The organism is Streptococcus oralis subsp. dentisani, from assembly GCF_007475365.1.
Lineage (GTDB): Bacteria > Bacillota > Bacilli > Lactobacillales > Streptococcaceae > Streptococcus > Streptococcus mitis_AX.
The window spans coordinates 980,469-994,684 of sequence record NZ_CP034442.1 but is presented as its reverse complement, the minus strand read 5'-3'; the positions used below and the strand labels follow the sequence as shown (position 1 = coordinate 994,684).

Annotated in this window: 15 protein-coding genes and 2 riboswitches; of the genes, 14 read left to right on the top strand and 1 reads right to left on the bottom strand. The window is 42.2% G+C overall.

All coding sequences use genetic code 11. The features are described from left to right. Positions 1-140 precede the first annotated feature (140 nt). From lctO to thiE, 8 genes are all read left to right on the top strand, one after another. Positions 141-1,277, top strand: a complete 1,137-nt coding sequence (gene lctO, locus EJF26_RS04915; RefSeq protein WP_000120745.1) for an L-lactate oxidase — start codon at positions 141-143, stop codon at positions 1,275-1,277. A gap of 148 nt (positions 1,278-1,425) precedes the next feature. Beyond that, positions 1,426-1,514, top strand: a riboswitch (TPP riboswitch). Positions 1,515-1,672: 158 nt separating this feature from the next. After that, on the top strand, positions 1,673-2,233 hold the full coding sequence (locus tag EJF26_RS04910; protein ID WP_000915275.1) for an ECF transporter S component: 561 nt from the start codon (positions 1,673-1,675) through the stop codon (positions 2,231-2,233). Beyond that, positions 2,234-3,619 (top strand): ATP-binding cassette domain-containing protein, encoded by a 1,386-nt coding sequence (locus tag EJF26_RS04905; protein WP_000522125.1) that lies wholly within the window; start codon positions 2,234-2,236, stop codon positions 3,617-3,619. A gap of 1 nt (position 3,620) precedes the next feature. After that, on the top strand, positions 3,621-4,271 hold the full coding sequence (locus EJF26_RS04900) for an energy-coupling factor transporter transmembrane component T (protein ID WP_000241383.1): 651 nt from the start codon (positions 3,621-3,623) through the stop codon (positions 4,269-4,271). A gap of 10 nt (positions 4,272-4,281) precedes the next feature. Then, the gene (tenA, locus tag EJF26_RS04895; protein ID WP_000397197.1) at positions 4,282-4,974 is read left to right on the top strand and encodes a thiaminase II; all 693 of its coding nucleotides are present in this window, start codon (positions 4,282-4,284) and stop codon (positions 4,972-4,974) included. 3 nt (positions 4,975-4,977) lie between these two features. After that, positions 4,978-5,502 (top strand): energy coupling factor transporter S component ThiW, encoded by a 525-nt coding sequence (gene thiW, locus EJF26_RS04890; RefSeq protein ID WP_001244055.1) that lies wholly within the window; start codon positions 4,978-4,980, stop codon positions 5,500-5,502. After that, a complete protein-coding gene (thiM, locus tag EJF26_RS04885) occupies positions 5,502-6,305 on the top strand; it encodes a hydroxyethylthiazole kinase (RefSeq protein ID WP_001170981.1) in 804 nt (267 codons plus the stop codon). The genes thiW and thiM overlap by 1 nt, the downstream gene beginning before the upstream one ends. After that, on the top strand, positions 6,298-6,930 hold the full coding sequence (thiE, locus tag EJF26_RS04880) for a thiamine phosphate synthase (RefSeq protein WP_001078214.1): 633 nt from the start codon (positions 6,298-6,300) through the stop codon (positions 6,928-6,930). Before thiM ends, thiE begins: the two co-directional genes overlap by 8 nt. A gap of 45 nt (positions 6,931-6,975) precedes the next feature. Here thiE and thiD read toward each other — a convergent pair whose 3' ends face one another. After that, positions 6,976-7,767, bottom strand: coding sequence for a bifunctional hydroxymethylpyrimidine kinase/phosphomethylpyrimidine kinase (gene thiD, locus EJF26_RS04875; protein WP_000221723.1), 792 nt, complete (start codon positions 7,765-7,767; stop codon positions 6,976-6,978). 83 nt (positions 7,768-7,850) lie between these two features. Continuing rightward, positions 7,851-7,949, bottom strand: a riboswitch (TPP riboswitch). A gap of 178 nt (positions 7,950-8,127) precedes the next feature. Between thiD and EJF26_RS04870 the strand changes: the two genes are divergently transcribed. The 6 genes from EJF26_RS04870 to EJF26_RS04845 all read left to right on the top strand — a co-directional run bounded on the left by EJF26_RS04870 (position 8,128) and on the right by EJF26_RS04845 (position 14,071). Beyond that, positions 8,128-8,523: a CopY/TcrY family copper transport repressor gene (locus EJF26_RS04870; protein WP_001167183.1), complete on the top strand. Its 396-nt coding sequence runs from the start codon at positions 8,128-8,130 to the stop codon at positions 8,521-8,523. 10 nt (positions 8,524-8,533) lie between these two features. Beyond that, entirely contained in the window at positions 8,534-8,905 is a 372-nt protein-coding gene (locus EJF26_RS04865) for a cupredoxin domain-containing protein (RefSeq protein ID WP_000935073.1), read from the top strand. 9 nt (positions 8,906-8,914) lie between these two features. Beyond that, the gene (locus tag EJF26_RS04860; RefSeq protein ID WP_000136328.1) at positions 8,915-11,158 is read left to right on the top strand and encodes a heavy metal translocating P-type ATPase; all 2,244 of its coding nucleotides are present in this window, start codon (positions 8,915-8,917) and stop codon (positions 11,156-11,158) included. A gap of 213 nt (positions 11,159-11,371) precedes the next feature. Next, complete coding sequence (gene spxB, locus EJF26_RS04855; protein WP_000191810.1) at positions 11,372-13,147, top strand: pyruvate oxidase; 1,776 nt, start codon at positions 11,372-11,374, stop codon at positions 13,145-13,147. A 110-nt stretch (positions 13,148-13,257) separates the two neighbouring features. Continuing rightward, a complete protein-coding gene (locus EJF26_RS04850; protein WP_001052648.1) occupies positions 13,258-13,605 on the top strand; it encodes a VOC family protein in 348 nt (115 codons plus the stop codon). Between the two features lie 205 nt (positions 13,606-13,810). Then, positions 13,811-14,071, top strand: a complete 261-nt coding sequence (locus EJF26_RS04845; protein WP_001291473.1) for a SemiSWEET family transporter — start codon at positions 13,811-13,813, stop codon at positions 14,069-14,071. The last annotated feature ends 145 nt before the right edge of the window (positions 14,072-14,216 follow it).

Below are 14,216 nucleotides of genomic sequence, written 5' to 3'. Positions count from 1 at the left end.
ATTGCCGTTATAAGGATTTTTTATCATAGCCATAATCTTTCTGAAATTTCCAAACAAAATATTTGAAAAGTGTTGAAAAAAGCGTTAAGATATTTCTGTAATATACAAAGTAAACGCTTACTTATCAAGGAGGACATTTTATGTCATACAAAACAAGCAATGCAGAAGGACCTGTAGATTTCATAAATACCTATGATTTGGAGCCAATGGCGCAACAAGTTATTCCTAAAGCAGCATTTGGCTATATCGCCAGTGGGGCGGAAGATACTTTTACTTTACGTGAGAATATTCGCGCCTTTAACCACAAACTCATCGTTCCTCATACTCTTTGTGATGTTGAAAATCCAAGTACAGAGATTGAATTTGCTGGTGAAAAACTGTCTTCACCAATCATTATGGCGCCTGTTGCGGCTCATAAATTGGCAAATGAACAGGGTGAAGTGGCGACTGCGCGTGGTGTGCATGAGTTTGGTTCTCTTTATACAACCAGCTCTTACTCTACTGTAGACCTTCCAGAAATTACGGAAGCCCTTCAAGGGACGCCTCATTGGTTCCAATTTTACTTTAGTAAGGATGACGGGATCAACCGCCACATCATGGACCGTGTGAAGTCTGAAGGCTACAAAGCGATTGTCTTGACGGCAGATGCAACTGTAGGGGGCAATCGTGAGGTGGACAAGCGCAATGGATTCGTCTTCCCAGTTGGCATGCCGATTGTTGAAGAATACCTACCAGAAGGTGCTGGAAAATCAATGGACTTTGTTTACAAGTCAGCTAAACAACGCTTGTCTCCACGTGATGTTGAATTTATCGCTGCATACTCAGGATTACCTGTTTACGTTAAAGGACCACAATGCCGTGAGGACGTGGAACGTTCGCTTGCTGCAGGTGCTTCTGGCATTTGGGTGACCAACCACGGTGGCCGTCAAATCGACGGTGGACCAGCTGCCTTCGACTCGCTTCAAGAAGTAGCAGAAGCAGTTGATAAACGTGTGCCAATCGTCTTTGACTCTGGTGTTCGTCGCGGTCAGCACGTCTTTAAAGCCTTGGCATCAGGAGCAGACTTGGTAGCTATTGGCCGCCCTGTCATCTATGGTTTGGCTCTCGGTGGTAGTGTCGGTGTGCGTCAAGTTTTTGAACACTTGAATGCGGAATTGAAGACAGTCATGCAGTTATCTGGAACTCAGACTATTGAAGATGTTAAACATTTCAAGCTTCGTCACAACCCATACAACCCAACATTCCCAGTTGATCCACGTGACTTAAAATTGTATTGATAAAATAGCTTGCCTCCACTAAGTGTGGAGGTTTTTCTTCGTGTATAGAAAGATTAAATCGTTATTAGAAACTATATAAATATATTTTCCAGTCAAATATCTTGCTAGGGCTTTCAAATTCTGTTATACTGGTCCAGTAATAAAATAATAAAGACATTTGGGGTGCTTTAGGCTGAGATGATACCCATTGAACCTGATACAGTTAATACTGGCGAAGGGAAATGTGAAAAGGTTTTTTTCGTATGTCGAAAAGAACTGTCTAATCTTGTAAGGTAAACTCTAATTCTCGTTTGTAATTGGAGTTTTTTTGTTTATCAAAAGAGGATAGGCTTGACGGCAAGCCTTTTGGTAGCTCTCCTTGAATGCCCCACATTTCTTTAAAAAAGGAGTTTTTTATGTTGAAAAAATGGCAGTTAAAAGATGTTATCTTACTTGCTTTCTTGTCTATCTTTTTTGGTGGCGTTTTTGTGGGTTCAGGCTATCTGTTTGATATCCTCACCCTGATTTTAGCACCTCTTGGTTTACAGGCCTTTGCCAATGAAATTCTCTTTGGTCTCTGGTGTATGGCTGCCCCTATTGCTGCCATTTTTGTTCCAAGAGTCGGAAGTGCAACGATTGGAGAAGTGCTAGCTGCGCTTGCTGAAGTCCTTTATGGTAGCCAATTCGGTCTAGGTGCCCTTTTGTCTGGCTTGGTTCAAGGTTTGGGAAGTGAACTTGGTTTTATCGTAACCAAGAATCGCTATGAAAGTTGGCTCTCTCTAACTGCCAATAGTATTGGGATTACGCTTGTTAGCTTTGTCTATGAATACATTAAGTTAGGTTACTACGCCTTCTCCCTTCCTTTTGTGCTTTCCTTGCTTGTGGTGCGCTTTATTTCCGTCTTTTTCTTCTGTACCATCTTGGTTCGTGCCATTGTCAAACTCTATCATCAGTTTGCAGCTGGAGGAAAGGCATAGATGGGGCTGGAACTACGAGCGATTCAGTCCCCAATTTTTTCAGAACCGATTGATTTTACTTTCCATGGGCAAGCCTTTACCTTGTTAGTTGGGAGCAGTGGTTCAGGAAAATCGAGTCTCTTTCAAATGATTGCCCAAGTCAGTTCTCTTCCCTATAGCGGTCAAGTCCTAATAAACGGGAGCGAGGTCAGTCAGCTTTCTATCATCGAACGTATCCAGACGGTTGGTATTCTCTTTCAAAATCCCAATCATCAATTTACCATGGAGAACTTGTTTGAGGAGCTGGTTTTTACCCTAGAGAATATCGGCCATCCCGTTCAGGAAATTGATTCAAAAATAGCAGAGGTAGTCCAGCAATGTCGCTGCAAGGCGATTTTGCACCGTCCAATTCATCACTTATCAGGTGGGGAAAAGCAAAAGGCTGCCTTGGCTGTTCTCTTTGCTATGAATCCTAGGGTCTATCTCTTGGATGAACCTTTTGCTTCCATTGATCGCAAGAGTAGGATAGAGATCTTGGAGATTCTAAAAGAGTTGGCTTCTAATGGGAAGACAGTTATTTTGTGTGACCATGATTTAACGGACTATGAAGCCTATATTGACCATATGGTGGAGCTAAGAGATGGCCAACTAAGGGAAGTGTTTCAAATCCCTACCTCTGATATGACTCAGGTTGCTTCAAAGGAAGTTGCTTCTAGCCCAGAACTATTCCATATGGATAGAACGACTTGTGAGCTGGATAAGCGTCCCCTATTTTCGATTGTGAATTTTACATTTTACCAAGGAATTTCCTGTATCTTGGGTGATAATGGTGTCGGGAAATCAACCCTCTTTCGGTCTATTCTTCAATTTCAAAAGTATAAGGGGCGCATTACCTTGAAGGGGACAGTCCTGAAAAAGAAAAAGAGTTTGTATCGTGACCTGACGGGTGTTGTTCAGGAAGCTGAGAAGCAGTTTATCAGAGCCAGTCTGCGAGAAGAGCTTCAATTAGATGGACCTGATTCTGAAAGAAATCAGCGAATTTTCCAAACTTTACGATACTTTAATCTGGAGCAGGCGCTTGATAAGAGTCCCTATCAATTAAGTGGCGGCCAGCAAAAGATTCTTCAGCTCTTGACCATCTTGACTAGTAAGGCCTCTGTGATCTTGCTAGATGAACCTTTTGCAGGTTTGGATGATAGAGCCTGCCATTATTTTTGTAAGTGGATTCTGGAGGAGAGCAATCAAGGAAGAAGTTTTTTGATCATTAGTCATCGTTTAGATCCCTTGATCTCTGTGGTTGATTATTGGATCGAGATGACTAGTGAGGGTCTCCGTCATATTAAAGACGTGACAATCACTAACCCCCTCACATCTCGGAGTATCAATGCTCAAGGGGAGGTGAAGTAGTATGGTCAAAGTAGCAACTCAGACACCGATTATTAGTCTTTTCTTGCTGATTTTATCCTTGGAAACATCCTTCATTCCTTCGATTGCTCTTAATCTTTCGGTAGTTGCATTTTGCATTCTCTTCATGCTCTATTACCGTCGATTTAAGATGTTGGCTTGGATGCTATTGCTCGCGATTTTACCATCTTTGGCTAATTACTGGGCAGTTCAGTTACATGGGGATGCTTCGCAGGCAGTGATACTTGGAACGAGGGCTTTTGTGACAGTTTGTATCGGCCTTGTCTTTGTTTCCAGTATTTCCTTAAAAGAGCTTTTCTTGTACTTGGCTCAAAAGGGGTTATCACGGTCTTGGGCCTATGCCTTGATTGTGGTATTCAATGCCTTTCCCCTCATTCAGCAAGAAATCAAGTCCCTCAAGGAAGCTTGCCTATTGCGTGGTCAAAAACTGCATGTTTGGTCTCCCTTGATTTACAGCAAGGTTCTTATGACAGTTTTTAGATGGCGCCATCTTTACCTGAGAGCTCTATCTGCGCACGGATATGACGAACATGCACAGGTGGAGAATAGCTATCGGACTTTTTATATTTCTCAGAGGACAAAATTGATCTACCTACTTTTCTTTTTATTGCTTCAAACCAGTTTATTTCTATAAAGGAGTTATTATGGAATTTACAGATATTGCTATGGAATTATCCAAGGAAGCTTGGCAGGCTTCCTTTCATCACCCATTTGTATTACAGTTACAAGAAGGAACGTTAGAACCTTCTATTTTCCGCTATTACCTAATTCAGGATGCTTATTATCTGAAGTCTTTTTCAGAAGCCTATCACCTCTTGGCTGATAAGACTCCAAACGAAAAGATGAAAAGACTCTTGAAACAAAATGCCCAGAGTCTAGTGGATGGTGAGTTGTTTATCCGCCAACAATTTTTCAAGGAATTAGGAATCAGTGCCCAGGAAATGGATGAGCGACCGATTGCTCCAACCTGTTATCATTACATTTCTCATATTTATCGACAGTTTGCAGAACCAAACTTGGGCATTGCTTTTGCTAGTTTGCTTCCATGTCCTTGGTTATACCATGATTTGGGCAAGGAACTTAATCGCAAACCATCCCCGAATCCTCTTTATCAACAGTGGATTGAGACCTATATCACCGATGAGTTAGAACAGCAGATTAAAGAGGAAGAAGCGCTGGTCAATCAGCTCTATCAAGAAAGTGATGAGGCGGACAAACAAAAAATGCTAGAGGCCTTTTACATTAGTATTCATATGGAAGCCAAGTTTTGGGAGATGGCTTACCAACATCAAACATGGACGAGTGATTTGCAGTCCTTAGAAAAAGAGAAGAAATAGAAAATGAGAAACCACCAACTACAAGTTCACAAATTAACTATTTTATCCATGATGATTGCCCTTGACGTAGTTCTTACACCCATCTTTCGAATTGAAGGAATGGCACCGATGTCCAGTGTAGTCAACATTCTTGCAGGAATCTTGATGGGGCCTGTTTATGCCTTGGTCATGGCTACAGTCACAGCCTTTATCCGTATGTCTACTCAAGGCATTCCGCCCTTGGCCCTCACTGGAGCTACTTTTGGAGCCCTCCTCGCAGGTCTCTTTTATAAGTATGGTCGGAAATTTCACTATTCTGCTCTAGGAGAGATTTTGGGAACAGGTATTATCGGTTCCATTGTTTCCTATCCTGTTATGGTTCTCTTTACGGGATCTGCGGCGAAGCTCAGTTGGTTTATCTACACTCCTCGATTTTTCGGAGCAACCTTGATTGGTACAGCCATAGCTTTCCTCGCCTTTCGATTTTTAATCAAGCAGGAGTTCTTTAAAAAAGTGCAGGGATATTTCTTTGGTGAAAGGATAGACTGATGCAGAAATTGACAAATCCTTTCCCTCTAGCAACCAGTTCCTTGATTCACTGCATCACCAATGAGATTTCTTGTGAGATGCTGGCTAATGGCATTTTGGCTCTGGGATCTAAACCTGTCATGGCAGATGATCCCCGTGAGGTTCTTGATTTTACCAAACAAAGTCAGGCTCTCTTCATCAATTTGGGGCATTTGTCAGCCGAGAAGGAGAAAGCAATCCGTATGGCAGCTTCTTATGCAGACCAAGCTTGTCTCCCAATGGTAGTAGATGCTGTTGGCATAGCAACATCTCCCATTCGTAAGACCTTAGTCAGAGATCTTTTAGAATACAAGCCCACGGTCCTTAAAGGAAATATGTCGGAAATCCGAAGTCTTGTTGGCTTAAAACACCACGGAGTCGGAGTCGATGCGAGTGCTAAAGATCAAGAAACTGAAGATTTGCTTCAAGTCTTGAAAGACTGGTGTCAGCTTTATCCTGGTATGTCTTTCTTAGTCACTGGCCCCAAGGACCTCATCGTTTCGGCAAATCAGGTTGCTGTATTGGGAAATGGCTGTGACGAATTAGGCTGGATAACAGGGACAGGAGACCTGGTTGGAGCCTTGACAGCCGTTTTTCTCAGCCAAGGAAAGACCGCCTTTGAAGCTTCTTGTCTAGCGGTTTCTTATCTCAATATCTCTGCTGAGAGAATAGTTGTCCAAGGAATGGGATTGGAAGATTTCCGCTTTCAAACTCTCAATCAGCTCTCTCTCCTAAAAAGAGACGAAAACTGGCTAGATGCTATCAAAGGAGATATTTATGAATAGAGAAGCACTCAGACTATATCTGGTCACCAATCGCTACCAAGATTCCTTGAAAAGCTTTCTTGAAAAAGTTGAGACGACCTGCCATTCAGGTGTTACTATCATACAGCTACGAGAAAAAAATCTCACAACCAATCAATACTATCAACTGGCCAAACAAGTCAAAGAAATAACCGATGCCTATCAGGTCCCCTTGATTATCGATGATCGTTTGGATGTTTGTCTTGCGGTTGATGCTGCAGGTTTGCATATCGGAGACGATGAACTACCAGTTTCGGTTGCTCGCAAAGTTTTGGGTCCTGAAAAAATCCTCGGTGTCACTGCTAAAACAGTAAAAAGAGCCCTCGAAGCAGAAGAAGGAGGTGCGGATTACTTGGGAACAGGAGCCATTTTCCCGACTACGACCAAGGAGAATGCTCCCATCACCCTGATTTCAACCTTGAAAACCATTTGCCAAAAGGTTGCCATTCCAGTAGTTGCTATTGGAGGCTTGACGTCAGAGAATATTGACCAACTTGCTGCAACTGGTATAGCTGGGGTAGCTGTCGTCAGGGATCTGATGCAGGCAGAAGATATAGAAGCAAAAACCCAAGCCTTTTTAACAAAGTTGGATGACATTATTTCCTAATCAAAAACTCTCTAATTCCCTTAAAGTGGGAACTAGAGAGTTTTTTTAATCTTTAAAGCTTGTATGGTTGACTGGACCAGAACCATGACCGAGTTGAGGGGCGTCTTGGATGGCTTTTGTAATAAAGGCCTTGGCCTTATCGACTGCCTGATAAAGGGTCTTCCCCTTGGCTAGTTCAGCCGTGATCACTGCTGCAAAGGTACATCCAGTACCATGGGTATGACAGGTTTGAATTCGTGGACTTTCCCAGACAAATTGCTCATCCTTGGTAAAGAGGAAATCCTTGGCACCACCTTCCAGATGGCCACCTTTGATAACAACAGACTGAGGACCAAATTCTTTTATAATCAGGCGACCAGCACGCTGCATGTCTTCTGGGTCATGAATCGAAAAACCAACAATCTCTTCTGCTTCAGGAAGATTGGGCGTGATAATGGTTGCAAGGGGAAGCAGATTTGTTTTTAGGTAGTCTCTGGCACTGGAATCAATCAGGGTGTCTCCACTCGTAGCGACCATAACAGGGTCAAGGACGTATGGACAGTCCAGCTTTTTAAGATAGGGTTGGATGATCTCCATGATCTCAGTAGTTGCCAACATCCCAGTTTTTACAGCCTGAGGCTTGATATCTGAAAAGACACTCTCCAATTGTGCTTCCAGCATTTGGTTGGAGACGTGCTCTATTAGCTGAACGCCTCTGGTATTTTGAGCGACAAGACTTGTCACAACGGCCATTCCATAGACATCTCTAGCTTGGAATGACTTTAAATCAGCCATAATGCCAGCACCGCCACTAGGGTCAGTCCCTGCAATAGTTAGAGCAACGGGTAAATAAGTCATCTAAAACCTCCCAACCAATTGAAGTTTGTATTCTTAAGAACAAGCTAGTCTGTTTCAGGAAAGCAATAGAAGACAAGTAGTCCTCATTATCATTTCCACTTCCATCAGCTAGCATTACCTAGATTGAGTCAAAGGGATCTAACAGTCGTTAATCTCAGCTTTACGCACCCCTAGTGGTTGTTTTCTTTTTTACAGTATAGCATATTTTTATAGTTTATATAGTAAAATTTGACTGCAAATCTCCCATCAAATGATTAAAGTACTTTTTTAAGAAATATGTAATTTCATAATTGACAAATGTAAATCTTGAGAGTATACTATAAGTTATAATTGACAAATGTAGATTTTGGAGGTGTGCTGATGCAGATTTCAGATGCAGAATGGCAGGTCATGAAGATTATTTGGATGCAAGGAGAGCAGACCAGTAGGGATTTGATCAGAGTTTTGGCAGAGCGGTTTGACTGGTCCAAATCAACTATTCAAACTCTTTTGGCTCGCTTAGTAGAGAAAGAGTGTCTGACCAGGAAAAAAGAGGGCAAGTTCTTTGTCTATTCAGCCCTTTTAACTCTGGATCAAAGCCGAGACCTGCTTGTCCGAGATATCAAAGACAAGGTTTGCTCCCGTAGGATAAAGCAGTTGGTGGCTGATTTGATTATGGAATGTGATTTTACTCAAGCTGACTTGGAAGACTTGGAAGCTGTGATTTCTGAGAAGAAATCAAGCGTTGTAACAGAAGTAAAATGTAATTGTATGTAAAGGAGACGTCATGTTAAATAGTATTGTAACCATTGTTTGTATTGCCCTTATCGCGTTTATCTTGTTTTGGTTTTTCAAAAAGCCTGAAAAATCTGAACAAAAGGCCCAGCAAAAAAAGGGTTACCAAGAGATTCGAGTGGAAGTCAAAGGGGGCTATACGCCTGAGTTGATTATTCTTAAGAAATCAGTGCCAGCCCGTATCGTCTTTGACCGTAAGGACCCTTCACCCTGCCTAGATCAGATTGTTTTCCCAGATTTTGGAGTGCATGCGGACTTGCCTATGGGTGAAGAGTATGTAGTGGAAATCACACCTGAACAGGCTGGAGAGTATGGTTTCTCTTGTGGCATGAATATGATGCACGGCAAGATGATTGTAGAATAGGAGAATGATATGACTGAAATTGTAAAAGCAAGTCTTGAAAATGGTGTTCAAAAAATCCGTATCATGGCAGACAAAGGCTATCATCCAGCCCATATCCAGCTTCAAAAAGGGATTCCAGCTGAGATTACCTTTCATCGAGCAACTCCTTCAAACTGTTACAAGGAAATTCTGTTTGAAGAAGAAGGCATTTTGGAACCAATCGGCGTAGATGAGGAGAAAGTCATTCGTTTTACACCTCAAGAATTAGGTCAACATGAATTTTCTTGTGGTATGAAGATGCAAAAGGGGAGTTATACCGTAGTTGAGAAGACTCGAAAATCTCTATCACTTTTACAGCGTTTTTGGATTACTAGTATCTTTACTGTGCCTCTTGTGATTCTCATGATTGGTATGTCGACAGGAGGAATTAGTCACCAAGTCATGCGTTGGGGAACCTTTTTAGCCACAACACCGATTATGCTAGTAGCAGGTGGTCCTTATATCCAAAGTGCTTGGGCTAGTTTTAAAAAGCACAATGCCAACATGGATACCTTGGTTGCTCTGGGAACCCTAGTGGCCTATTTCTATAGCTTAGTTGCCCTCTTCGCTGGTCTCCCCGTTTACTTTGAAAGTGCTGCATTTATCTTCTTCTTCGTTCTTATGGGAGCCGTTTTTGAGGAGAAAATGCGGAAAAATACTTCCCAAGCTGTGGAGAAATTACTTGACTTGCAGGCTAAAACTGCAGAAGTCTTGCGTGAGGATAACTATGTTCAAGTCCCCTTGGAGCAAGTCAAGGTAGGTGACCTGATTCGAGTGCGTCCCGGTGAAAAGATTGCGGTTGATGGTATCGTAGTGGAAGGTGTCTCTAGTATTGATGAGTCTATGGTGACAGGTGAGAGTCTGCCTGTGGACAAGACAGTTGGAGATACCGTCATTGGTTCAACCATCAATAATAGTGGAACACTTGTTTTTAGAGCAGAAAAAGTTGGTTCAGAGACTGTTTTGGCTCAGATTGTGGATTTTGTGAAGAAAGCTCAGACAAGTCGTGCGCCGATTCAGGACTTGACGGATAAAATTTCAGGGATTTTTGTCCCAGCAGTTGTCATTTTAGGGATTGTGACCTTTTGGGTTTGGTTCGTCTTGCTCAGGGATAGTGTAGTTGTGCTTGGAGCGAGCTTTGTGTCTTCGCTTCTCTATGGAGTAGCAGTTCTGATTATTGCCTGCCCTTGTGCCTTGGGACTTGCAACACCGACAGCCCTTATGGTGGGGACAGGTCGCAGTGCCAAGATGGGAGTTCTCCTCAAAAATGGAACGGTTCTACAGGAAATCCAGAAAGTCCAAACTATTGTTTTTGATAAGACAGGAACTTTGACGGAAGGGAAACCTGTGGTCACAGATATCATCGGCGACGAAGTAGAAGTGCTTGGATTGGCAGCTTCCTTGGAAGAAGCTTCTCAACACCCACTGGCTGAGGCCATTGTCAAGCGAGCGACTGAAACTGGACTTGAGCTTCACACTGTGGAAAATTTCCAAGCCTTGCACGGAAAAGGTGTTTCAGGGCAAATCAATGGAAAACAAGTTTTGCTTGGAAATGCTAAAATGCTGGATGGCATGGATATTTCTAGCATTTATCAAGAAAAACTAGAAGAACTAGAAAAAGAAGCTAAGACAGTTGTGTTCTTGGCTGTTGACAATGAAATCAAAGGCTTGCTTGCTCTGCAAGATATTCCTAAGGAAAATGCTAAGCTTGCCATCAGTCAGTTGAAAAAACGAGGTCTTAAAACAGTCATGCTGACAGGGGATAATGCTGGCGTGGCGCGTGCTATTGCCGATCAGATTGGAATCGAAGAGGTCATTGCAGGTGTCTTGCCAGAAGAAAAAGCCCATGAAATCCATAAACTACAATCAGCTGGAAAAGTAGCCTTTGTTGGTGATGGTATCAATGACGCTCCTGCCCTCAGTGTAGCAGATGTGGGGATTGCTATGGGAGCTGGAACAGATATTGCCATCGAGTCAGCAGATTTGGTGTTGACAACTAATAACCTCCTAGGAGTGGTTCGTGCCTTTGACATGAGCAAGAAAACCTTCAATCGAATTCTGCTCAACCTCTTTTGGGCCTTTATCTACAATGTCGCCGGAATTCCGATTGCAGCTGGTGTCTTTTCAGGGATTGGTCTGGTGCTCAATCCAGAACTGGCAGGTCTTGCTATGGCCTTTAGTTCTGTATCTGTTTTGACCAGTTCACTCATGCTAAACTTTAGTAAGATAGACTAAAAGCGGTGTCCACCGCTTTTTTATTATAAAACAGTTCTGTGAAGCGTTTTCAATCTGTGCTGTAATAGAGAATGAGAACTTCTGAGCACATTCTTAGGATACTCAAAGTAAATGTGGTAAATTAGGATTGTAAATTTACTGAATCGCTTTCAAACAACATATAAAAGCGCTTTTTGTAAATGTATGAAATTATTTTGAAGGAGAGTTATCATTATGACTCAAGGGAAAATTACTGCATCGGCAGCAATGCTCAACGTATTGAAGACATGGGGCGTAGATACTATCTACGGTATCCCATCAGGAACACTCAGCTCATTGATGGACGCTTTGGCTGAAGACAAAGATATCCGCTTCTTGCAAGTTCGCCACGAAGAAACAGGTGCTCTTGCAGCGGTCATGCAAGCTAAATTCGGCGGCTCAATCGGGGTTGCAGTTGGTTCAGGTGGTCCAGGTGCGACTCACTTGATTAACGGTGTTTACGATGCAGCTATGGATAACACTCCATTCCTTGCTATCCTTGGATCACGTCCAGTTAACGAATTGAACATGGATGCCTTCCAAGAATTGAACCAAAACCCAATGTACAACGGTATCGCTGTTTACAACAAACGTGTCGCTTACGCTGAGCAATTGCCAAAAGTAATCGACGAAGCTTGCCGTGCTGCAGTTTCTAAAAAAGGTCCAGCTGTTGTTGAAATCCCAGTAAACTTCGGTTTCCAAGAAATTGACGAAAACTCATACTACGGTTCAGGTTCATACGAGCGTTCATTCATCGCTCCTGCCTTGAACGAAGTTGAAATCGACAAAGCGGTTGAAATCTTGAACAATGCTGAACGTCCAGTTATTTACGCTGGTTACGGTGGTGTTAAAGCTGGTGAAGTGATTACAGAATTGTCACGTAAAATCAAAGCACCAATCATCACAACTGGTAAAAACTTTGAAGCCTTTGAATGGAACTACGAAGGTTTGACAGGTTCTGCTTACCGTGTTGGTTGGAAACCAGCCAACGAAGTGGTCTTTGAAGCAGACACTGTTCTTTTCCTTGGATCAAACTTCCCATTTGCTGAAGTTTACGAAGCCTTCAAGAACACTGAAAAATTCATCCAAGTCGATATCGACCCATACAAACTTGGTAAACGCCATGCCCTTGACGCTTCTATCCTTGGTGATGCAGGTCAAGCAGCGAAAGCCATCCTTGACAAAGTAAACCCAGTAGAATCTACTCCATGGTGGCGTGCAAACGTTAAGAATAACCAAAACTGGCGTGATTACATGAACAAACTTGAAGGTAAAACTGAGGGTGAATTGCAATTGTACCAAGTTTACAATGCAATCAACAAACATGCTGATCAAGACGCTATCTACTCAATCGACGTAGGTGACACTACTCAAACATCTACTCGTCACCTTCACATGACACCTAAGAACATGTGGCGTACATCTCCACTCTTTGCGACAATGGGTATTGCCCTTCCTGGTGGTATCGCTGCTAAGAAAGACAATCCAGATCGCCAAGTATGGAACATCATGGGTGACGGTGCATTCAACATGTGCTACCCAGACGTTATCACAAACGTTCAATACGACCTTCCAGTTATCAACGTTGTCTTCTCAAATGGTAAATATGCCTTCATCAAGGACAAATACGAAGACACAAACAAACACTTGTTTGGTTGTGACTTCCCTAACGCGGACTACGCGAAAATCGCTGAAGCTCAAGGAGCTGTTGGATTTACAGTTGACCGTATCGAAGATATCGATGCAGTTGTTGCAGAAGCTGTTAAATTGAACAAAGAAGGTAAAACTGTTGTGATCGATGCTCGCATTACTCAACACCGTCCACTTCCAGTAGAAGTACTTGAGTTGGATCCAAAACAACACTCAGAAGAAGCAATCAAAGCCTTCAAGGAAAAATACGAAGCAGAAGAACTCGTACCATTCCGCCTCTTCTTGGAAGAAGAAGGATTGCAATCACGCGCAATCAAATAATTCCTCTCATCGAAAATCAAATGTAAACGTTGTAGATTTTATTCTTTGATTTTCTTAGAGTAGAACTTGAAAAGATCGGAGCAATCCGGTCTTTTTATGGAGGATAGTAAATGAATTTAAATCAATTAGATATCATCGTTTCAGATGTTCCCCAAGTCTGTGCTGACCTGGAGCGTATTTTGGATAAAACGTCCGATTATGTTGATGACGGTTTTGCTCAGTTCACGATTGGCAGTCACTGCCTCATGTTGTTACAAAGTCATTTGGTTCCTTTGGAAAACTTTCAGTCAGGAATCATTCTTCATATCGAGGTTGAGGATGTAGACCAGAACTATCGACGATTGAAAGAGCTTGGTGTCGAGATTTTACACGGTCCGGCTGTAACTGATTGGGGGACAGAATCCTTGCTTGTAAAAGGTCCAGCTAGTTTAGTGATTGATTTTTATCGTATGAAGTAGGGCGCGTTGTCATTTGGCGTTAACCTTAGCTATTTTTAAAACAGAAATTGAGAATGTGAATTATTAAAAGATCGGAGCAATCCGGTCTTTTTCTTATCACAAGATTGTGATAGTTTACATCTTCATAACAAAAGCTTCAAAGTCTTGATTGTTTTGAAAAAAGATTATAAAATATGATTCATAAAAATGAAAGAGGTTTTGGAAAATGTCTGAAAAACAAATGAAAATTTTGGGTTGGGTAGCGACCTTCATGTCCGTTATGATGTATGTGTCTTACTTCCCACAAATCATGAACAACCTGGCTGGTCAAAAAGGAAACTTCATCCAACCCTTGGTCGCAGCCATCAACTGTAGTTTATGGGTTTATTACGGTCTTTTCAAGAAAGAAAGAGATATTCCCCTTGCGGCTGCTAATGCGCCGGGTATCGTTTTTGGTCTAGTAACGGCTATCACAGCTTTGATTTAAAAAGAAGACTGGTTTCAGTCTTTTTTTGTACATAAAAATAGATTCTCAAGTAAAGGAAGTCTAATGAGAGTTGAGGAAAACAGTCGTTGATAGCGAGCTTTCTGAGTGCTGCTTTAGGGGTTCCTCCATCAAGTAAAAGATTATT